Source organism: Morganella psychrotolerans, assembly GCF_001676055.1.
GTDB lineage: Bacteria > Pseudomonadota > Gammaproteobacteria > Enterobacterales > Enterobacteriaceae > Morganella > Morganella psychrotolerans_B.
On record NZ_LZEX01000023.1, the window covers coordinates 57,412 to 79,318 of the forward strand.

The 21,907-nt window shown below is 47.8% G+C and carries 20 protein-coding genes and 1 pseudogene; 16 read left to right on the forward strand and 5 right to left on the reverse strand.

Going from position 1 to position 21,907, the window contains the following annotated elements; all coding sequences use genetic code 11:
* Positions 1-173: 173 nt before the first annotated feature.
* From glmS to AYY17_RS12295, 8 genes are all read left to right on the forward strand, one after another.
* Positions 174-617, forward strand: a complete 444-nt coding sequence (gene glmS, locus AYY17_RS12260; RefSeq protein WP_067424063.1) for a methylaspartate mutase subunit S — start codon at positions 174-176, stop codon at positions 615-617.
* The gene (gene glmL / locus AYY17_RS12265) at positions 617-2,008 is read left to right on the forward strand and encodes a methylaspartate mutase accessory protein GlmL (RefSeq protein WP_067424065.1); all 1,392 of its coding nucleotides are present in this window, start codon (positions 617-619) and stop codon (positions 2,006-2,008) included. The genes glmS and glmL overlap by 1 nt, the downstream gene beginning before the upstream one ends.
* A gap of 21 nt (positions 2,009-2,029) precedes the next feature.
* Complete coding sequence (locus AYY17_RS12270; RefSeq protein WP_067403516.1) at positions 2,030-3,475, forward strand: methylaspartate mutase subunit E; 1,446 nt, start codon at positions 2,030-2,032, stop codon at positions 3,473-3,475.
* On the forward strand, positions 3,475-4,716 hold the full coding sequence (locus AYY17_RS12275) for a methylaspartate ammonia-lyase (protein WP_067424068.1): 1,242 nt from the start codon (positions 3,475-3,477) through the stop codon (positions 4,714-4,716). The genes AYY17_RS12270 and AYY17_RS12275 overlap by 1 nt, the downstream gene beginning before the upstream one ends.
* Positions 4,717-4,725: 9 nt before the next feature.
* Complete coding sequence (locus AYY17_RS12280; protein ID WP_067403522.1) at positions 4,726-6,099, forward strand: acyclic terpene utilization AtuA family protein; 1,374 nt, start codon at positions 4,726-4,728, stop codon at positions 6,097-6,099.
* On the forward strand, positions 6,096-6,413 hold the full coding sequence (locus tag AYY17_RS12285) for a DUF4387 domain-containing protein (RefSeq protein WP_067368143.1): 318 nt from the start codon (positions 6,096-6,098) through the stop codon (positions 6,411-6,413). The genes AYY17_RS12280 and AYY17_RS12285 overlap by 4 nt, the downstream gene beginning before the upstream one ends.
* A 238-nt stretch (positions 6,414-6,651) precedes the next feature.
* The gene (locus AYY17_RS12290) at positions 6,652-7,944 is read left to right on the forward strand and encodes a dicarboxylate/amino acid:cation symporter (RefSeq protein WP_067424070.1); all 1,293 of its coding nucleotides are present in this window, start codon (positions 6,652-6,654) and stop codon (positions 7,942-7,944) included.
* Between the two features lie 202 nt (positions 7,945-8,146).
* Positions 8,147-9,352 carry a YjgN family protein gene (locus AYY17_RS12295; protein WP_067424072.1) on the forward strand — a complete coding sequence of 402 codons (1,206 nt, stop codon included), beginning with the start codon at positions 8,147-8,149 and terminating at the stop codon, positions 9,350-9,352.
* Between the two features lie 70 nt (positions 9,353-9,422).
* Here AYY17_RS12295 and nirD read toward each other — a convergent pair whose 3' ends face one another.
* The 5 genes and pseudogenes from nirD to AYY17_RS12320 all read right to left on the reverse strand — a co-directional run bounded on the left by nirD (position 9,423) and on the right by AYY17_RS12320 (position 15,708).
* The gene (gene nirD / locus AYY17_RS12300; RefSeq protein ID WP_067424074.1) at positions 9,423-9,761 is read right to left on the reverse strand and encodes a nitrite reductase small subunit NirD; all 339 of its coding nucleotides are present in this window, start codon (positions 9,759-9,761) and stop codon (positions 9,423-9,425) included.
* A gap of 2 nt (positions 9,762-9,763) precedes the next feature.
* A pseudogene (gene nirB / locus AYY17_RS12305) lies at positions 9,764-12,303 on the reverse strand (nitrite reductase large subunit NirB).
* Positions 12,304-12,522: 219 nt separating this feature from the next.
* Positions 12,523-13,788 carry an MFS transporter gene (locus AYY17_RS12310; RefSeq protein WP_067424076.1) on the reverse strand — a complete coding sequence of 422 codons (1,266 nt, stop codon included), beginning with the start codon at positions 13,786-13,788 and terminating at the stop codon, positions 12,523-12,525.
* 217 nt (positions 13,789-14,005) lie between these two features.
* A complete protein-coding gene (locus AYY17_RS12315) occupies positions 14,006-14,977 on the reverse strand; it encodes a sugar phosphate isomerase/epimerase family protein (protein ID WP_067424078.1) in 972 nt (323 codons plus the stop codon).
* A gap of 20 nt (positions 14,978-14,997) precedes the next feature.
* Complete coding sequence (locus AYY17_RS12320) at positions 14,998-15,708, reverse strand: UTRA domain-containing protein (RefSeq protein WP_067424080.1); 711 nt, start codon at positions 15,706-15,708, stop codon at positions 14,998-15,000.
* A 470-nt stretch (positions 15,709-16,178) separates the two neighbouring features.
* On the opposite strand from AYY17_RS12320, the gene eutS reads away from it, so the two are divergent.
* From eutS to AYY17_RS12360, 8 genes are all read left to right on the forward strand, one after another.
* Positions 16,179-16,514, forward strand: coding sequence for an ethanolamine utilization microcompartment protein EutS (eutS, locus tag AYY17_RS12325; protein WP_067403544.1), 336 nt, complete (start codon positions 16,179-16,181; stop codon positions 16,512-16,514).
* A gap of 27 nt (positions 16,515-16,541) precedes the next feature.
* Positions 16,542-16,988 (forward strand): EutP/PduV family microcompartment system protein, encoded by a 447-nt coding sequence (eutP, locus tag AYY17_RS12330; protein WP_067424082.1) that lies wholly within the window; start codon positions 16,542-16,544, stop codon positions 16,986-16,988.
* A gap of 12 nt (positions 16,989-17,000) precedes the next feature.
* Positions 17,001-17,768: an ethanolamine utilization acetate kinase EutQ gene (gene eutQ / locus AYY17_RS12335; RefSeq protein WP_067424084.1), complete on the forward strand. Its 768-nt coding sequence runs from the start codon at positions 17,001-17,003 to the stop codon at positions 17,766-17,768.
* 11 nt (positions 17,769-17,779) lie between these two features.
* Positions 17,780-18,625, forward strand: a complete 846-nt coding sequence (gene eutT / locus AYY17_RS12340) for an ethanolamine utilization cob(I)yrinic acid a,c-diamide adenosyltransferase EutT (RefSeq protein WP_067403554.1) — start codon at positions 17,780-17,782, stop codon at positions 18,623-18,625.
* Positions 18,615-19,637 (forward strand): phosphate acetyltransferase, encoded by a 1,023-nt coding sequence (pta, locus tag AYY17_RS12345; RefSeq protein WP_067424086.1) that lies wholly within the window; start codon positions 18,615-18,617, stop codon positions 19,635-19,637. The genes eutT and pta overlap by 11 nt, the downstream gene beginning before the upstream one ends.
* 38 nt (positions 19,638-19,675) lie before the next feature.
* Entirely contained in the window at positions 19,676-19,969 is a 294-nt protein-coding gene (gene eutM, locus AYY17_RS12350) for an ethanolamine utilization microcompartment protein EutM (protein WP_067368103.1), read from the forward strand.
* A gap of 143 nt (positions 19,970-20,112) precedes the next feature.
* Positions 20,113-20,400: an ethanolamine utilization microcompartment protein EutN gene (eutN, locus tag AYY17_RS12355; RefSeq protein WP_067368098.1), complete on the forward strand. Its 288-nt coding sequence runs from the start codon at positions 20,113-20,115 to the stop codon at positions 20,398-20,400.
* A 38-nt stretch (positions 20,401-20,438) separates the two neighbouring features.
* Positions 20,439-21,872 carry an aldehyde dehydrogenase family protein gene (locus AYY17_RS12360; protein ID WP_067368091.1) on the forward strand — a complete coding sequence of 478 codons (1,434 nt, stop codon included), beginning with the start codon at positions 20,439-20,441 and terminating at the stop codon, positions 21,870-21,872.
* Positions 21,873-21,907: the final 35 nt, after the last annotated feature.

Consider the following 21,907-nt stretch of genomic DNA (forward strand, 5'->3'; position numbering starts at 1 on the left):
CAATTGTTTTTAAACCCCCTGAATTGCACATTAGAATCAGTGGAAAGTTAAGGGATTAAATAGGAATGAATACATAATTTGTACTTAGTTATCTTCTTAATTAACGCCAAACGGATTTTATAAAAATTGTATTGACTTTAATTCCGAACATTTAGTCTATTTAGAGGTATATCATGCAGAATCCTACCATTGTTATTGGTGTAATTGGTGCCGATTGCCATGCCGTCGGTAACAAAGTTTTAGATCGCGTTTTCGCGCAACACAATTTCAACGTGATCAATCTTGGTGTCATGGTAAGCCAGGACGAATATATTGATGCCGCCATTGAAACCGGTGCACAGGCGATTGTTGTTTCTTCTATTTACGGACACGGTGAAGTTGACTGTTTAGGGATGCGTGACCGTTGCATCGAACGTGGTCTGGGTGAAATTCTGCTGTATGTCGGCGGTAACCTGGTTATCGGTAAACAGGCACCGGCTGAAATCGAGAAAAAATTCTCAGCTATGGGCTTTAACCGTGTGTTCTTCCCGAATACTGACCTGGAATTTGTCTGCGATATCATGAAGAAAGATATCGAGAAAAGCCTGTCAGCTAAAAAAGAAGGAATGACCGCGTAATGATCTCTGTCTCTATAGATATCGGTTCTACCTGGACGAAAGGTGCCGTGTTCGACGTGGGCAGTGATGATCATATTGATGTAAAGAATTATGCCCTGACCCCCACGACGACTGACCATCTGGCTGACGGATTTTTTACTGTACTGAATAAAATCCTCAATGTGTCTGATGCACGTCCTTTATTAGAAGCAGGAAAAATAGATATCAGTTATTCCTCTTCTGCAAAAGGCGGGTTAGCGGTAGCGGCACTTGGTCTGGTTCCGACTATAACCCTGGAGTCGGCGAAAGTAACCGCTCACTCAGCGGGCGCAAAAGTGTCACAGCACTTTGCTTATAAACTTAACCGGACTGATATCCGCGCACTCGAACAGACACCTCCGGATATTTTTCTCTTTACCGGCGGGACGGATGGCGGTGATGTCGGGTACGGATTACAAAATGCCAGAATGCTGGCGGAATCCGACCTGAACTGCTCCATCATTTATGCGGGTAACCGCGATATTCAGGATGATGTTGCTGAGATCCTCAGTGATAAAGATCTGACTATCGTAAACAACATTTTACCGAGTCTGGATAGCCCGAATCCGTTCGATGCACGTAAAGCTATCTGTGACATATTTCTTAAAAAGATTGTTAAAGGCAAGGGACTGGATGTCATTGTTGAACAGACAGGCGAAGAGCCTCGTCCGACACCATTTTCTGTCTTTGAATTAGTGCAGCAAATCCGTGACACCATTCCCGGTTGGGAAGAGTTTGTTCTGATGGATATGGGTGGCGCAACGACGGATATCTATTCGTCCTGCAACAACAGTTTACTGCCGGATACTATTTTACACGGTATTCCGGAGCCGAAAGTGAAGCGGACGGTGGAAGGTGACCTCGGTATGCGGGTGTCAGCAGTCATCGCCGGTGAAGCAGGCCGTGAGTTAGCAGAAGCACAGTTTGTCAACCATCCGGAGCAACTGGACGCGTTTTACCGGTATACCCATCACATCAATGCGCATCCTGATTATTTGCCGCAGACAGACGAAGAACGTGTTTATGACCATCTGTTAGCCGGAATTTGCGTCGCCCTCGGTACAGAGCGCCATGCAGGAACCAAGCAACAGGTCACAACATGTGCAGGAACGGTGGATTTACAGATCGGACGTGATTTATCACGCGTTCGTAAAATCATCGGCACCGGCGGCTGGTTATCACGCACGGATGATTTTGCCATTCAACAGTATATGAAGTACCGCAAATTCGATAACAAAGGCCGCCAGATTTTGCTGCCGGACGAATTTGAGTATTACCGGGATTCACAAGGACTATTTCCTCTGTTAGCCAATGTCGCCTGTCGGCATCCGAAAGCAGCAGCTCAGACTGGCGTACAGATTTTGACCAGATAGCGATATTATTGGAGCCATTAAATGGAACTGAAAAATAAAAAGATTGCGATCGATGACTTTATGTCTGAGCGCAAAGACGTTTTAAAGACCTGGGTAACAGGGAAAGATGTAACCAATTTCGAAGATGGTGTGAAATACCAGTCGACTATCTCTGCTGATAAAAACTTTGCGAAAAAATTATTTGAAGCAGATCGCGATGGCATCACATTAAGCCAGCCGCGTGCAGGTGTGGCATTAATCGAAGAGCATATCGAGCTGCTGAAAAAATTACAGGTTGAGTGTGACCTGCTGCCGACAACTATCGATGCGTATACCCGTCTGAACCGCTATGAAGAAGCGGCTGTCGGTATCCAGAAATCTGTTGAAGCCGGTACATCCAAACTCAATGGTCTGCCGGTGGTAAACCACGGTGTGGCAGCTTGCCGTCATATTACTGAATCCCTGGATAAGCCTCTGCAAATCCGTCACGGGACACCAGATGCGCGTCTGCTGTGCGAAATCTCCATGGCGAGTGGTTTCACCAGTTATGAAGGCGGTGGTATCTCTTATAACATCCCTTACGCAAAACGCGTCACCCTGGAAAAATCTATCCGTGACTGGCAGTACTGCGACCGCGTAATTGGTTTATATGAAGAAAATGGTATCCGCATCAACCGTGAACCATTCGGTCCGTTAACCGGTACGCTGATCCCGCCATTTATTTCTCACACTGTGGCGATTATCGAAGGTCTGGTTGCGCTGGAGCAGGGTGTTAAATCTATCACTGTCGGTTACGGTCAGGTAGGTAACTTAGTACAGGATATCGCGGCAATCCGCTCTCTGCGTGAACTGTCCCATGAATATTTCCGCGCTTACGGTTTCGAAGATTATGAACTGAGTACCGTATTCCACCAGTGGATGGGTGGCTTCCCTGAAGATGAATCCCGCGCAGCGGCAGTTATCTCCTGGGGTGCGGCAGTCGCCGGTATGTCCGGTGCAACTAAAGTTATCACCAAATCTCCGCATGAAGCATTCGGTATCCCGACTGCAGAAGCTAACTGTCAGGGTCTGCGTGCTTCAAACCAGATGCTGAACATGATGCGCGACCAGAAATTCCCGCCTTGTAAAGACGTCGATCTGGAAGTGGAACTGATTAAACGTGAAGTCCGCGCTGTCATGAAGAAAGTGCTTGAGCTGGGTAACGGTGACATTGCAGTCGGTACTGTCCGCGCATTTGAAGCCGGCGTACTGGATATTCCGTTCGCTCCGGCTATGTGTAACTCCGGGAAAATGCTGCCTATCCGCGACAACAACGGTGCAATCCGTGTGTTCGACGCAGGTGCGGTACCTCTGCCGGATGATGTACTGACTATGCACCAGGATTTTGTTGCTGAGCGCGCCCGTGTTGAAGGTCGTGAAGCTTCATTCCAGATGATTATTGATGACATTAACGCAGTATCTCACAGTAAATTGGTAGGAAGACCATAATGAAAATTAAACATGCATTGTTCACGGCGGGTAACTCATCTTTCTATTTTGATGATCAGCAGGCGATTAAAGACGGCGCAGGTCACGATGGTTTCGTTTATACCGGTAAGCCGGTAACGCCGGGCTTTACTGCAATTCGTCAGGCGGGTGAGTGCGTATCAGTTCAGTTAGTCCTCGAGAATGGTTCTGTGGCTATCGGTGACTGTGCGGCTGTTCAGTATTCAGGTGCGGGTGGTCGTGACCCGTTATTCCTGGCGGAAAACTTTATTCCGTTCCTGGAAAAACACATTAAACCACTGCTGGAAGGCCGTGATATCAGTGAATTCCGTGCTAATGCCAAGTTCTTCGATGAACTGAAAGTGGAAGGCAAACAACTGCACACTGCGATTCGTTATGGTCTGTCCCAGGCTCTGCTGGACGCTGCAGCATTAGCAACTAACCGCGTGAAAGCGGAAGTTGTCTGCGACGAATGGCATCTGCCGGTTGTCGCTGAGCCGATTCCTCTGTTTGGTCAGAGTGGTGATGACCGTTATAACGCCGTTGACAAAATGATCCTCAAACACGTTGATGTGCTGCCGCACGGTCTTATCAACAACGTAGATGAAAAACTGGGTCGTCAGGGCGAGAAACTGCGTGCATACGTTTCATGGCTGGCAGAGCGCATCGTTGAATTACGCACAGAAGACAGCTACAAACCTTCTCTGCACATCGACGTTTACGGCACTATCGGTATCATTTTCGACAAAGATCCAATCCGTTGCGCAGAGTATATCGCAAGTCTGCAGGAGCAGGCCGGTGATTTAGAACTGTACATCGAAGGCCCGATTGATGCCGGTAACAAACCAGACCAGATCCGCCTGATGAAAGGCATTATGGATCACCTGAAAAAAATCGGTTCAAAAGTCAAAATTGTTGCTGACGAATGGTGTAACACCTGCCAGGACATCATTGATTTCACAGATGCAAAATGCTGTGACATGGTTCAGATTAAAACCCCTGACCTGGGTTCAGTTCATAATATCGCTGACGCAGTGCTGTATTGCCAGAAGAACGGTATGGAAGCATACCAGGGCGGTACTTGTAACGAAACTGACGTCAGTGCACGTACCTGTGTTCACATCGCTATCGCAACACGTCCGATGCGTATGCTGATCAAGCCGGGTATGGGCTTCGACGAAGGTATGAATATCGTTAACAACGAAATGAACCGCACACTGGCTGTACTGAAAGCAAAAGGGTAAGGAAACATTATGTCTGAGACATTTAAAATTCTGTCTCCCACTGCCATTCTGGGGTACGGATTTCCCGAAGAGAGTTTCATGAAGGCGATGGAAGAATCGCCGGACCTTATCGCCGTTGACGCCGGGTCTTCTGACCCGGGTCCGCACTACCTCGGTTCAGGTAAAGCATTTACTGACCGTGCCGGTGTGAAACGCGACCTGCGTTACATGCTGAAAGCCGGTGTGAAAAACAACATTCCGGTTGTTATCGGGAGTGCGGGTGGTTCCGGTGCGCAGCCGCATCTGGAATGGTGCCGTGAAATCATCCTGGAGCTGGCAAAAGAAGAGAATCTCTCTTTCTCTATGGCGCTTATCCCGGCGGATGTTGATAAGAAAACCGTTCATGAAGCACTGGATGCCGGTAAAATCACACCACTGCATTTCGTGCCTGAACTGACTCATGAAGTTATCGACGAAAGTACCTATATCGTTGCTCAAATGGGTATCGAGCCGTTCCAGGAAGCTCTGGCAGCAGGTGCTCAGGTTGTTCTGGCCGGTCGTTCTTATGACCCTTGCTGTTTCGCGGCACTGCCGATTATGAAAGGGTTCGATGAAGGTCTGGCACTGCACTGCGGTAAAATCCTGGAGTGTGCGGCAATCGCTGCAACACCGGGCTCCGGTTCAGACTGTGCGATGGGTATCATCGACAAAACCGGCTTTACCCTGAAAGCGTTCAACCCGATTCGTAAATTTACTGATACCTCTGCAGCGGCGCATACCCTGTATGAGAAATCAGATCCTTATACTTTACCGGGTCCCGGCGGAGTGCTGGATCTGAAAGAGTGTAAGTTTGAAGATCTGGGTAACGGACAGGTTCGTGTAACCGGTTCACGCCACGTTTCAACACCGTATACGGTTAAACTGGAAGCAGCACGTCCGGTTGGTTATCGCACCATCACCATCGCGGGGACACATGATCCAATCATGATCGCCGGAATGGATAAGATTTTGGTTGAAGTGCGTAAGAGTGTTGAGAAAAACCTCAGCATTGACCCTGACAGTGTGAAAATGAATTTCCACCTGTATGGCAAAAACGGTGTAATGGGTGATGCAGAACCAGAAACCGTGACTAAGAGTTATGAGCTGGGAATTCTGTTAGATGTTGTTGCACCGACTCAGGAGCAGGCTGACAGTATTTGTTCTCTGGCACGTTCAACCATGCTGCACTACGGGTACGACGGTCGTATCGCTACAGCGGGTAACTTAGCCTTCCCATTTTCGCCATCGGATATTCGTGCCGGTAAAGTGTATGAGTTCTCCATCTATCACCTGATGGAATATACACCGGACATTAAATTCAAATTCCGGATGGAGAATGTGACACCAGAAGGAGTGGCGAAATGAAACAGTCAATTTTAGAATTAGCAAAAGTTGTGCGTTCTAAAAACTCCGGCCCGTATGAAATTGTAATGGATATTTTATTCAAGGATAAAGCAACTTATACCGCGGTAAAGAATTCAAAACAGTTTAATAAAGAAGTAGTGGCTGGTTTATATTGTGTCAAGCCTGACTTTATCGATAATATTGTTTGGTTTGACCCTGCTAATGCTGTGAAAATTGTAATGCCGAGACATATTGTTTCTGGTGCTGTCGGAGATACCGATGTTTATGGTGCTCAGCAACATGCGCCTTTGTTAAAACTGGAATTTGATATTTAATTAATATCAATACTCCATCATCTCTATAGCTAGACAACTCGGTGTGGTGAGTAGCGGGGCTTTCTCTCTATCGCCACATCGATTTCAGAAACAGAAATCGTCATTTTTCTCAGTAGGTTGTCTAAATTCGTTTAATATTTAAAGCCATGGAAGGCCGGGTAAAAATAACTGAAATAAAATTTCAGAGGATATTAAGTGAGTTGAGAATAAATGCGACCCAACACAGAATGGAATTATTATGAAATCGAAGAGTTTAACCACTTGGATAGTCATTGGTCTTATTGTCGGTGTAATTGTCGGCTTTAGTTTTAATGAAATGGCATCTGCTGAATTTACCAAGGTATATGCAAAAGATATTTCAATTATTACTGATATCTTTTTAAGACTGATTAAAATGATTATCGCACCATTGATTATATCAACACTGGTTGTTGGTATTGCGAAAATGGGTGATGCGAAAACGTTAGGTCGTGTTTTCTCTAAAACATTATTCTTATTTATCTGTGCATCGTTTATCTCAATCCTGTTAGGTCTGGTTATTGTTAACCTGTTCCAGCCGGGTGCCGGTATTAACTTTGTGGCAGATACTGCAGCTGCAGTTGAAGGTATGGTTGAGCCTGTTCCATTCTCATTCAAAACCTTTATTGCTCATGCTATCCCGACCAGTATCGTTGACGCCATGGCGCGTAACGAAATTCTGCAAATCGTTGTGTTCTCAATCTTCATGGGTATCAGTCTTTCCGCTATCGGCGATAAAGGTCTGCCAATCATCCATGTTCTTGAGTCTCTCGTTAGTCTGATGCTGAAATTAACCGGCTATGTCATGCTGTTCGCACCGCTGACTGTATTTGCCGCGATTTCAGGTATGATCGCAGAACGTGGTCTGGGTGTTCTGGTCAGTGCCGGTATCTTTATGGGTGAATTCTACTTCACACTGGCGCTGCTGTGGGTCATTCTGATTGGTCTGGCGGCCCTGGTTGTCGGTCGTTGTATCTTCCGTCTGACTAAAGGCATCACTGAACCTGCACTGCTGGCATTCACCACATCAAGTTCTGAAGCCGCATTCCCGGGTACCCTGGAAAAACTGGAAGAGTTCGGTGTTTCCAACAAAATTGCCAGCTTCGTACTGCCTATCGGTTACTCCTTTAACCTTGTCGGTTCAATGGCTTACTGTTCGTTTGCAGTTATCTTTATCGCTCAGGCATGTAATATCACCTTAACAACAGGTGAGCAGATTACCATGCTGCTGATTCTGATGCTGACATCCAAAGGGATGGCGGGTGTGCCACGTGCTTCTCTGGTGGTTATCGCCGCAACACTTAACCAGTTCAATATACCGGAAGCAGGTCTGATATTGCTGATGGGTGTGGATCCATTCCTCGACATGGGCCGTTCAGCAACGAACGTGATGAGTAATGCGATTGGTGCTGCAATGGTAGGTCGCTGGGAAGGTGAGCACTACGGTGAAGGCTGCCGTGGTAAACCAAAGGCCGGTATTGAGCCACCTGTGTCGCAGGCAACCTCTGCCTGACCACTGAGAGTTCAGCATAATGTAGTCAGCGCGGTACGGTAAGACATATCATCCGTACCGCCCGTAAAACAAATGTGTTGTTAGTGAAACGCAAAAGGACCTCCGCCTTTTGCGTTTTTTTATTGTTGAGAAATAGCGCAGTGCTTGTCCTTAAGTTAAATGTCATAATCGGGCTACGCTATAAATTTATGGGATATCATGGATGGACGATAATATTGCACTGAGTACTGAAGCCTTTCTCAAACAAAAATCACTGCTGCCGGACCAAACGATTAATAATGTGACATTTCACGGGAATGCCGGTGAGTATTTTTCTATCTGGCTGAAAAATATTATATTTTGCATATTGACGCTGGGTATTTACCTCCCTTGGGCGATGGTTAATCGCCGGCGTTATTTTATGAATGCCACTGAAATTAATCATGCCCGCTTTGAATATCATGCAAAACCGACAGAAATTTTATTTGGTTTTATTCTTACCGGTATATCGCTGTTGCTTATTCCGGTTTTAACATCGGTATCTCCGACATTAGGGTTACTGATGATGCTTGTTGTTATAATCCTGATGCCTTACGCCCTGATCCGGCTGTGGAATTTTAATGTACGAAATACCTCTTTCCGGGAATACCGTTTCGCCTACCAGTGTAATTACATGCGCCTTTATCTGGTGGTATTAATTCTTCCGGTTCTGCTGCTTGTCGTGACAATGGTGTGCAGCGTGATGTTTTCTCAGTGGTATGTAAAAGTATCCACAGGACCCGCAGTTGATAATGTATTCAATCTGATGCTGGTGACCAGTATCATACCGTTGACCGGATTATTTCTAATCTGGTCGGTGCAGGGTAAGCAGCTCTGTGAATTACTGGTTAATAATCTGTCATATAACAAAACCGCATTTTCACTCAGCCTGCTGTATAAACGGCTGATGCTGATAAGCCTGATCACGGTATTACTGTTATCACCATTTGTGGCAGCCGGATTTTCACAACTGAGTGACCTGACTTTTCTGATGATGATCCCGGAGGAAGTGTGGACAGCAAATCTCCGTGCGATGGTGATAATAAAAATTTCGCTGTTCTATCTGCTGTTTTTTTGCGGTGCGATGACTGCCGGTATCTATTTCCGGGTGTCCTGCCGGACATATGTCATTAATTCAATGACTCTGGGCAATCTGCGTTTTCGCTGTAATATGACGTATCTGTCTTATTTATTTCTGATCCTGAGTAATTTCCTGCTGATAATATGTACGCTGGGATTCGGTTCCGCTTACGCCGATATCCGCCATGCCCGTTATCTGGCACAGCATATTTGGATCATCGGTGATATGGATGCTATTTCAGACAGTAATAAAAGTGAAACCCCGGCGGATCTCAGTCGCTATGAGAATGTTGTGGTTTCGGCGGACTGACGGGCTATAAACGTCGTCACTGTCAGTGCGGTACGGTAATACATATTATCCGTACCGCTTTTTGTGTTTTTTATTGCTGTGGCGCGGTATGAATACGGATCTCCCCGCCTTCTGTCCGTACGGCAAAATGGGCAACAGAATAGGCGGCATCCTCAAGACACAAACCATCTGTTAAGCGAAAGTGCTGTTTTTTCAGCGGGCTGACAATCCACAACTCATTGTCATGTTCTGCGATTAGCCCGCGTGATAACACACTGGCTTTTGCAAAGGGGTCGATATTACTTAATGCAAAAATCTGGTCATCATTGTAAGGGCGAAACAGCGCAACCTGTTCACCATTTACCAGTGCACAAACGCCGGTTCCGGGCGTGATATCACTAACCTGACATACTGTTATCCAGTGGCTCATCATTACTCCTCCCCGATAAGTGTTACGGCTATCCGCTCTTCAGGACGGGCCGGGCGATGTTGTAAGCGCTCACTAACTATTTGTACATCCGGATCCGGCAGCGGGCTGTTAATAAAGTGATTAAAGCGCTGACGTGCGTGCGGGTTATCCACCGTTTCCTGCCATTCGCAGATGACTTTTTTGCGCAGATGGGTCAGCTCCTGCTCCAGCTGTGCATTCAGACCCAGTGTGTCGCTGACAATCACATCGCGCAGATAATCAATGCCACCCTCCAGGCTTTCAAGCCAGGTGGATGTCCGGTTCAGTTTGTCCGCGGTGCGGATATAAAACATCATAAACCGGTCGATATAATTTATCAGTGTTTCTTTATCGAGATCGGCCATCAGCAGATCGCCGTGACGTGGTTTCATGCCGCCGTTACCGCAGACATACAGATTCCAGCCTTTATCTGTGGCAATAATCCCGATATCTTTTCCCTGTGCTTCTGAGCATTCGCGGGTGCAGCCGGAGATACCAAACTTCATTTTATGCGGTGTGCGGATGCCTTTATAGCGGTGTTCGAGTTCAACACCCAGTCCGGTACTGTCCCCGACACCAAAGCGGCACCAGGTCGACCCGACACAGGTTTTTGCCATACGCAGTGCTTTGGCGTAGGCATGTCCGGTTTCAAACCCGGCAGCAATCAGTTTCTCCCAGATAGCCGGAAGATCCTGCTTATGCGCACCAAACATGGCCAGACGCTGAGAGCCGGTAATTTTGGTGTATAAATTATATTCCTGTGCAATGGTACCGACAGCAAGCAGGCCTGCCGGGGTGATTTCTCCGCCCGGTGAACGGGGGATCACGGAATAGGTGCCGTCTTTTTGTATGTTGGCGAGAAAATTATCATTAGTATCCTGGAGGGAAACCAAATCATCCCGCAGGATATAATCATTCCAGCAGGACGCCAGCAGAGAGCCGATAGTTGGTTTACATACTTCACAGCCATAACCTTCGCCGTATTTTTTCAGCAGATCATCAAAGGTCTTTATTTTTTCCACGCGGATCAGGTGATACAGCTCCTGGCGTGAATATGCAAAGTGTTCACAAAGATGATGATTAACCTCAATACCCAGGTTGGTCAGTTCAGCATTCAGTACCTGCGTTATCAGCGGAACACAGCCGCCGCAGCCGGTACCGGCTTTGGTTTGTGCTTTGATAGCCGCGACGGTTTGGCAGCCGTTTTGAATGGCCTGAATAATGTCACCTTTGGTGACGTCAAAGCAGGAGCAAATCTGCGCGCTGTCCGGCAGGGATTCAACACCAATAGCCGGTTTATTGCCTGCATGGGCAGGTAAGATCAATGTATCCGGATTTTCCGGCAGTTCGATACGGTTGAGGGATAATTGCAGCAGATTACCGTAATCTTCAGTATCACCGACCAGCACTGCTCCCAGCAGATATTTATTGTCCTTACTGACAATAAGGCGTTTATACACCTCGTTAGCTTCATCCAGATAAATATAGCTGTGGCAACCCTCTTCATGGCCATGTGTATCGCCGATCCCGCCGACATCCACACCCAGCAGCTTCAGTTTTGCACTCATATCTGCGCCGGTAAACTGATTATCATTGCCCAGCAGACTGTCAACCGCGACCTGTGCCATTTTATAGCCCGGGGCAACCAGCCCGTAGGTTCTGCCGTGCCATGATGCACATTCACCGATGGCATAGACATCCGGATCAGAGGTCTGACACTGGTTATTAATCACCAGACCGCCGCGCTCGGCAACAATCAGCCCGCACTGACGGGCAAGTTTATCCCTTGGGCGGATCCCGGTGGAAAACACCACAAAATCGGCTTCCAGTGATGAGCCGTCGGCAAAGTGCAGAATTTTGCGGCTGTTGCCGCTGTCTGAACGGGTAATTTCGGCGGTGTTTTTACGGGTGTGAACGGTTACACCCATCCGCTCAATTTTTTGTTTCAGTTGCTCACCACCGAGCGCATCAAGCTGCTCTGCCATTAACACCGGTGAGAATTCGATTACATGGGTTTCAATACCTAAATTTTTCAGTGCTCCGGCGGCTTCCAGCCTAATAATCCGCCGCCGATAACCACACCTTTGCGGCTGCGGCGGGCGCAGGCTTCAATGGCATTCAGATCTTCTATCGTCCGGTAGACAAAACAGTCCTGAGTGTCATTGCCTTTGATAGGCGGCACCCACGGGTACGACCCGGTGGCAATCACTAATTTGTCGTAATGGACGGTGCGTCCGGTATTGGTGTGCAGCACTTTTTCCTGCCGGTTAATGGTGATTACCCGCTCACCGGTCAGTACGGCGATAGTGTGCTTTTCATAAAAACCGGGTTTAACGAGGGATAACTCTTCCGCCGTGTGATGGGAAAAGTAAGAGGAAAGATGCACCCGGTCATAGGCTACACGCGGCTCTTCACAAAAAACGGTAATGTCAAAATGTCCGCTTCCGGCTTTATCGGTAAGCTCTTCAATAAAGCGATGCCCCACCATGCCGTTACCGATTATCGCTAACTTGACGTTGCTCATTTAAGCCTCATATTTTGTATGGATTAAGGCTAAAAATACGGCGATCCGGGTTTTTCTCATTGATGTATATCAAATGCAGCTTAATCAATTCAGCTAATGCAAAACAAAGATGTGATTATTTTTTGTCAATACCTCTCAGGTGGTAGGTATGACTCCGGTTTAATGCGTTTATGCCGCTGAATAGTCAGCGGCATAAACGGAGCATGAAAGAGTAAGCGATTACTGTGCAGCTAATTCAGCCCGTGCTTTACGCTTTTTAATATTAATAATTAAAATACCGGAAGCAAAAGCTCCGCAGAAAGCAAATAACGCCATTAAACCAAAGACGATTTTATAGCCCGTCATGCCCGGGTAGATATCCAGAATATGACCATACAGACTGAAGCAGAACATAGCGGGCGCATAGCCGATAAAGCTGCCCAACGCCATGGCGGAGCCGGTATTGGACTCTTTAATATTGGCTTCACCGATAGGTGCAAAGAAAATAGCACGTTGCGTGAAGACGATGGTTCCGAAGCCCAGTGTACATACCATACCTAAATAAACCGGCATACTTTCATGCGGCAGGAAAATAAAGACGACTAATACAATGACACTGAGAATAAAGGTATAGAACAGGTATTTTGTCGGTGATTTTAATATTTTATCAGCAATTAATCCGCCGATAGGGCCGCCGACCATTTTCAGACAATATTGATTCAGAATACCGTAAACACCGACTAATGCGATGGGCAGCGCATAAATATTACTCAGGAACGGAATGAAAAAGGTTAATCCGCAATAGACGGCGTAGACAAAGAAAATACTCAGAGCGATAAGCCACACTGTGCCGTCTTTTAATACTGCACCCACGCCCGGTTTTTTCTCTGTGCTTTCTTCTTTGGTTATCTCTGCCGGGGTAACTGTTTTGTCATCTTTCAGGAACAGGAAGATAACGCCACCAACAAGAATAGCCATGCCGGAATAGAATAAAATCCCCATTTTAAAGCCAAGTAAACCACTGCCGAACCAGGCAAATACTGCCAGCGCGGAAAATGCCACAATGGTATCGACAACACCGCGACCGGTTTCAAAGAAACCAAAGATCCGCCCTTGTTGCGAACTATTACCCAGCAAACTGACAGATTTTAATAATACCGGCCAGTTGAGCATGTCACAGGTAACACCAAATAATGCCCAGACAAATAATATTCCCCAATAACCCGGCATAGTGGATAAGTAAATACCCAGTAATCCGGTGGCAATTAATGAAAATGAAATTGTCAGGCGGCGGGGCAATTTATCTGAAAAATAAATAGATAAAAAGAAACCGATAGTGGTGACGACGGAGTTCACCGACATCGCATTACCTATCTGACCATTAGTCAGATGAAAGTATTCCTGCATCGGAATATAAAATGCATCTTTAAGTGAAGGCAGTTTATATATAGTACCGCCGCATAAAACTAATAAGCTGAATATTGCCCATCTTTTTTTATCAAGCATAGTGCCTCCCGCCTGAAAAGTAATTTACGTTTTCAGCCAGTGTGAATTGTTATTTTAAGAGTTTGCTGTGTGTAGAACAGGTAGTCGTTCTATTCTTTTATTTTTATACTCGTCATACTTCAGGATGCCCGGGTATTGACTGCGTTCAGCTTGCCAGGTCACATAGTTTATCTATGTTCCCCGTCTATCTTCACTTGTCGCCTACATGCATCCGGAATTATTCAGAGTATAGAATGGCCTCTGTTTTAATTTCATTTATTATTTTACGGACATAATTGATTTGATTAATGGCATCCTCTTTTTCCAGGGCTAAACGGGTACTTATTTCATTTTCCGGCAGCGGTGTTTCACTCATCTGACGCCACGGGATCCACGGGTCGGCAACTTCATCTGCAAAACGGAATGCCGGTGCGTAATAATCCACTTCTTCTTCCAGGCCGTAAGAAATGACCTGCGGACTCTTTTCACCCAGGCATATTAATGCCTGTAACATCTCTTTAAACGGCAGATTTCCTTCACCGGAACGACAGGCTTTATGACCAAAACCCTGTCCTTCTTCCAGGATCACCGCATCTTTGATATGCACCTGGGTAATATATTCCTGCATGGCAGAGAGTGCATCCATTGGTAATTCACAGGCATTAATCATATTACCGAAATCAAATAACAGGGTCAGCTGCGGAAAATCCGCATTTTTTATCAGCTCAACCAATTCATGACTTTTTAAATCTTCATGTTGTTCGAGGACAAATGTCAGGCCGCTGTGCTGATAATGTTCTTTAAGATAGCGCAGGTCGGCGGCAATGGTTTTTAACACGTCTGAAAGCGCACCTTCATAACGCGGATAGAAACGCACAGAGCTTGCACCGGTTTTCAGTGCAATTCTGACCGCGTCATCAAGGGTTTTATTATCTGACGCACTGGTTTCAATATTAATATCGAGATTATAACGCGTTGCTTTTTCGCCGAACTCGGCCAGTTTTTCATCATTCATGGTGGACAGCGATTGTGTTTCACCATCCAGCACATGTATTTTGACGCCCGGCAAATTATGCTCGTGTGCGATATCAAGAAGATCGCCGGGCAGCAATTTTTCAAAACGCATATTCAGGTGGTAAGCATACGCGTGCAGATACAGCGGCAAATTATCTGCACGTTCAATAATCCGGCGGGCTTCATCTGATGTCATGGGTATATTTCCTTTCTCTCTCAAAGCTCAACAAAAAAATTAACAGATTCAAAGCGCCAGTATTCGATATCTATCTGAACAATATTATGTGCAGGATCACAGCGGTATTTCTCGACCCGGATACCCGGCGAATTGGCAGTACAGCCGATTTCTTTACTGGCGGATTCAGGCATGCGGGCAGGTTTAAATGCCAGGCGTGCCGTGGTGGTGGTTATGTGGTATTCCTCTTCCCAGATAGCGGCAAAAGAGTGATTATCCAGTTTGTCAGTAAATCCCGGACCGACTGCCGGGTTGATATACGTTTGGTGCCAGAATACTTTGTGCCCGTCGAGTGCGCCCCAGCCGCTGATGCAGTAAACCGGCTCTCCCGCCGCAAGTCCCAGTTTTTCAGCTATTTCCGCAGGCGGATTGGTTATCAGTGATTTCTCACTGTATTCCCACGAAGGCTCACGCCCTTGTGCTCTCGCTGCCTGATTAAAACTGGCGGGTGATTTCGGGTTGTAATTAAACCGCGGAAGGGCGGCAAACCAGCCACTGCGGTTTTTGCGAAAAATCTTCCCGTCACTTTCCATACTCAGCAACGCCTGGCGCAGTGACATCCGGTTTACACCGAGTTGTTCTGTCAGCGCGCGCTCAGCAGGTAATTTATCACCGGGTGTTATTACACCGTCAGTGAGCAGTATTTCTAATTTTTCTCTGGCAAGGTCAGCTGCTGTTTGTGTGTTTTTCATATTAGTTATTTTTTTGGTTTAAACCAGATTGATTATAAGTTACGTGAGTCGCATTGTGCACGCAAGTGAGTAATCCCGGGATAAATGTCAATTTGGGAGATACTTCACAGTCTGGTGCTCACAGGTGACAGGGAAAATAACAGATCAATCCACTATCCGGTAAATATTTGCTGTTCATAAACTAAATTGTATTTCGGAATAATAAGCAACTCGTCGAACTACGTATTTATATGTAATTGATAATATGTGTTTTCGTTATTTCCTGCCGATTTATCTTTTTTGTCACAATACAGTCATGATGAAACCTCACTATTTACGCACTATTTCCTCCCGGTGATCTCCCGGTGTTACAAATTAACATTTCTGCCAATTAGTGATCTGTTTCAACTTTTAGGCGTACTTGCCGATTTTTGTTATCCCCTTTTTAAGAGTATGACTAGGATTGAATTAATTCTTATGAGGAGAGCACGATGGAAAAGGAACGTATCATCCAGGAATTTGTTCCCGGCAAACAGGTAACCCTGGCGCATCTGATTGCGCATCCCAGCCCTGATCTGGCTAAAAAAATCGGGGTTCCCGGTGCCGAAGCCATCGGAATAATGACACTGACCCCCGGCGAAACCGCCATGATCGCCGGTGATATTGCCACCAAAGCGGCCGGTGTTGAAATCGGTTTCCTTGACCGCTTTACCGGTGCGCTGGTGATTTACGGCTCAACCGGAGCGGTAGAAGAAGCTCTGGTTCAGACTGTACGCGGGCTGAGCCAACTCCTCAAATACGCTATTTGTGATATCACCCGCAGCTAGCCGGGTGCAGTTAAGGATGCCGTCTGAATGAAACGAATTGTGTTTGTGGGTGATGTGGGAGCAGGAAAAACGACATTATTCAATGCGTTGCAGGGAGATTTTGATCTCGCGCGTAAAACACAGGCGATTGAATTCAATGAAGAAGGTCGTGTTGATACACCGGGTGAATATTTCAGCCATCCCCGTCTCTACCACGCATTAATTAATACGCTGGCAGATTGTGATGTTCTGATTTATGTCCACGCAGCAAACAATCCGGAGTGCCGTATTCCGTCCGGATTACTGGATATCTACACTCACATGCGCCGTTTTGCCGTGATAAGCAAAATTGATGCAATTGATGCAGATGTGCCGGCAACCCGTGAACTTCTGGCCTCACGCGGCTTTGAAGAACCGATGTTTGCTATCAACAGCCTGAATCCTGACGACATTCTGCCAGTGAAACAGTTTTTGGCCTCACTCGACAGCCAATAAGAGGAATATCCGATGAAGAAATTAATAACGGCCAATGACATCCGGGATGCACACGCAGCGGGCAAAACCCGTCTCGATGTTGTGCTCAAAGATAGCATTATTACCCCGGAAGCCCATGTTGTGGCTGAACAATTGGGCTTTGCCATTTGCGAAGTGGCGACTGCACAAAATACCGCGCCGACAGCAGCGCCGGTTGCAGCAACCGCCGGAACAGAACCCAATATTTCATCCGCAGAGCGGCAGAAAATCCGTGAATGCATTATTGCCCAGCTGCCTGCCGGTAATGTGACTGAAACCCTGATCGCCCAGTTGGTTGATAAAGTGGTTCAGGAGCGTATCGCGCAGATCAAAGCGAAAGTGGCGGCATTCAAACCTGCCGCAGATGAGAGCACCGATACCCCGAATACCCAGAGCTACCGCAGCGTTACCGGCAAAGGCGGCATTAAAGTTGTCGACAGCAGTTCGGTAAAATTCGGTAATTTTGATGGTGCAGGTCCGCACCGTGTCGGGATTGCCGATTTAATCACCGCACAGGATAACAGCAGCATGGCTGCCGGATTTATGCAGTGGGACAAAGGCTTCTTCCCGTGGACACTCAATTACGATGAAGTGGATCTGGTACTGGAAGGTGAGCTGCATGTGCGCCATGAAGGCGAAACCATGATAGCGAAAGCCGGTGACGTGATGTTTATTCCGAAAGGCTCAGCTATTGAGTTCGGAACAACCTCCACCGTCCGTTTCCTTTATGTGGCCTGGCCGGCTAACTGGCAGGAGTGCTGAGGAGTATCGCCATGACCTTTATCACTGAAGACTGGCTGCGCGACAACTTTACCCTGAGTGAGGGCAGTGAAATTCATCTGCCCGCAGACAGCCGCATGACGCCGTCTGCCCGTGAGTTGATCGAAGGCCGTCGTTTACAGGTGAAATTTCAGGATAAACAAGGTCGTCTGTTTGTGGAAAAACCGGATGCGTCCGGTAAAACTGAAACAGCGGTTCCTGACCTGAAAGCGGTACACGGATTAACCAGTAAAGATAAAGCGGATGTTGCAGCCTGCGAGCTGTGCCATCAGCCGGTGGCGAAAAAGCCCGATACCCTGACGCACCTGAACGGTCATACGATGGTGGCAAAAAATGATCCGCGCCTGGCGTTTCGTGCCGCGCTGGATGCGACCATTGCAGAAGCAGTCTGGTTACAGACTGAATTTGCTCAGACGCCGCTGAAAGGCTGGCTGGCAGATATCCGCTCTGTTCTCGGCAACATTATGCGCGCCGATGCACTGAACGAGCCGTTAGACGACCAGCGTATTGCCGACCTGAGTGCGGATGAGCTGCATAAGCTCTCGCATAACCCGCTGAAATACCTGGGTCACGACCATATTGTTCCCGATGTGAGCCACGGGCGTGATTCCGCAATACTGAATCTGCTGCGCACCAAAGTCCGTGAAACAGAAGTCAGTGCCGCGCGTATTTATATTGATTGTTATTTTCAGGTCATCCGTCCGGACATTATGCAGGCGCTCAACCGCCTTTCAAGTGCGGTCTATGTCCTGATGGTGATGGTGGTCCGCGAAGGCGGCTTTATGACCACACAAGCCCTCAAACAGGCGCTGACCCAAGGAGAAACTCATGCTCATTGAACGATGCCGTCAACAGGCAAAACTGAACCCGCCACGGGTGGTTCTGCCGGATGCACTGGATGAGCGGGTTATCCACGCAGCGCGTTATCTGAAACAAAATGGTCTGGCTGAGCCAATTCTGCTGGCAAACCCGTTTGCACTGCGTGATTTCTCACTGCGCACGGGTGTCATTATGGACGGACTGACCACGATTGACCCGGACAATGCCGATGAGTGGCGGGCAGAATTTGCTGCCGCAATCACCGAACGTCTCGGCGAAAAAGCGCCTGAAGATGCAGACAAAGCGATGCGCCAGCCGCTCTGGTTTGCCGCAGCGATGGTTGCTGCCGGAAAAGCGGATCTGTGTGTGGCGGGAAATGTCTCGTCAACAGCTGCTGTCCTGCGTGCCGGACTGAAAGTGATTGGTCTGAAGCCCGGCGTCAAAACATTATCCTCTATTTTCATCATGTTGCCGCCGGGAACGGAAGGCAATGTACTCGGTTTTGCAGATTGCAGTGTCGTACCTCAACCCACTTCGGCACAACTGGCGGATATCGCGCTGAGCAGTGCTGAAACCTTCACCGCAATCACCGGCGAAACCGCGCGCGTCGCAATGTTATCGTTTTCATCCGCAGGCAGTGCCAAACACCCGAACGTGGCAATGGTGCAACAGGCAGTCGAAATGATCCACGCACGCGCACCGCAGTTAAATGTGGATGGTGAATTGCAGTTTGATGCGGCATTTGTGCCGGATGTTGCTGCAAAAAAAGCGCCAAACAGTGAGTTAAAAGGCCGCGCAAATGTCATGGTCTTTCCGTCACTGGAAGCCGGTAATATCGGCTACAAAATTGCCCAGCGTCTTGGCGGTTACCGGGCTCTCGGCCCGCTGATTCAGGGATTAAACGCACCGGTACATGATTTATCACGCGGTTGTAATGCCCGCGACATCATTGAACTGGTGCTGGTAGCACAAACACAGTTAGCTCAGGCAGAACAACCTGTTCTCCGCCCTGAAGCAGAAAACGTTATTTAAACCGGTCCCTGATGGGATCTCAATGAGAGGAAGATATCATGGAAGCATTAGGACTGATCGAAACTAAGGGTCTGGTTGCATTAATCGAAGCATCTGACGCGATGGTCAAAGCAGCACGCGTTAAATTAGTCGGCGTTAAACAAATCGGCGGCGGTCTGGTAACTGCTATGGTGCGCGGTGACGTTGCAGCATGTAAAGCAGCGACTGACGCAGGTGCAGCAGCAGCTCAGCGTATCGGTGAACTGGTTTCTGTACACGTTATTCCGCGTCCGCACGGTGACCTGGAAGAAGTATTTCCTATCAAAATGTCCAGCGATCAATCTATCGATTAATTGTTGTTAGCGTGGCGTAGATCTGACGCCACGCTTATTTAATCTCCCCGGTTTTTTTGCTGTCACTCAGACGGCAGGGGATTTTTTTACCTGAAATCCGTAGCCGGCTGTATTCAGGCTGCTGAAATAGAAAGGAGGTGAACATGAAACTCGCTGTTGTTATCGGACAGATCGTGTGCACCGTGCGTCATCCCGGATTGGATCACGACAAATTACTGCTGGTGGAAATGATTGACCGCCAGGGAAATCCAAACGGTGAGGTGGCCGTCGCAACCGACAGTATCGGTGCGGGTAATGGTGAATGGGTGCTGATCGTCAGCGGAAGCTCGGCGCGGCGTGCCCAGAACAAAGAAGCATCACCGGTTGATCTCAGTATCATCGGCATTGTGGACGAGGCCGTTATGGAAAGTCAGGTGATTTTTCATAAATAAATCGCCGCAACGAGTCACAGAAAGAGGCGTGGGTGAATATGGATCAGAAAGAAATTGAAAATGTGGTCAAAGCAGTTCTGGCCAGCATGAGTGCAGGCGCACAACCGGCTGCATCAGCAGCACCACAGCAGGCGTCAGCCTCACAGAATAATGGCTCCGGTGTTTTCGACTCATTAGATGACGCCGTACTTGCCGCAAAAGAAGCACAAAAATCATTAAAAACCGTCGAAATGCGCAAACGCTGCATCGATGCTATCCGTCATGCTGCCGCTGAACATGCCCGCGAACTGGCTGTTATGGCAGTTGAAGAAACCGGCATGGGCCGCGTGGAAGACAAACTGGCAAAAAACTTAGCACAGGCAAGCGGTACACCGGGTGTTGAGTGTCTGCGTCCGGAAGTTTTGACCGGCGACCGTGGTTTGACCCTGATTGAAAATGCACCGTGGGGCGTTATTGCCTCTGTTACGCCGTCAACTAACCCGGCGGCAACCGCAATCAATAATGCGATCAGTATGATCGCGGGCGGTAACAGTGTGGTCTTCGCACCGCATCCGGCAGCAAAAAAAGTATCACAGCGCACTATTACTGTTCTGAATCAGGCAATTGTTGCCGCAGGTGGTCCGAACAACCTGCTGGTTACCGTTGCAAATCCGGATATTGAAACCGCGCAGCGTTTATTCAAATACCCGGGGATTGGTCTGTTAGTCGTGACCGGCGGTGATGCAGTTGTTGAATCTGCCCGTAAACACACTAACAAACGTCTGATCGCAGCCGGTGCCGGTAACCCGCCGGTGGTTGTTGATGAAACGGCTGATATTGAACGTGCGGCAAAAGCTATCGTTCACGGCGCGTCATTTGATAACAACATCATCTGTGCTGATGAAAAAGTGCTGATCGCGGTTGACAGTATCGCTGACAAACTGGTCACAGAAATGCAGCGTAACCACGCGGTATTACTGACCCGTGAGCAAAGCGAAAAACTTATCCCTGTTCTGCTGAAAAATGTGGATGAGAACGGACACGGTACTGTAAGCCGTGACTGGGTTGGTCGTGATGCAGCGAAAATTGCGGCAGCTATCGGCATGACAGTTCCGGCGGATACCCGTCTGCTGATCGCAGAAACGGATTGCAAACATCCGTTTGCCGTCACTGAGCTGATGATGCCGGTTCTGCCGATTATCCGTGTGAAAGATGTGGATCAGGCAATCGATCTGGCGGTGAAACTGGAAGGCGGCTGTCACCATACAGCAGCAATGCATTCCAATAACATCAGTAACCTGAACCGTATGGCAAATGCCATCGACACCAGTATTTTCGTGAAAAACGGACCGTGTATTGCGGGGCTGGGTCTGGGCGGTGAAGGCTGGACAACCATGACTATCACCACACCAACCGGTGAAGGTGTGACTTGTGCGCGGACATTCGTTCGTCTGCGCCGCTGCACCATGGTGGATTCATTCCGCATCGTGTAAGCCACTGCGGTGGGATCTGTTATCCCGCCGCCTTT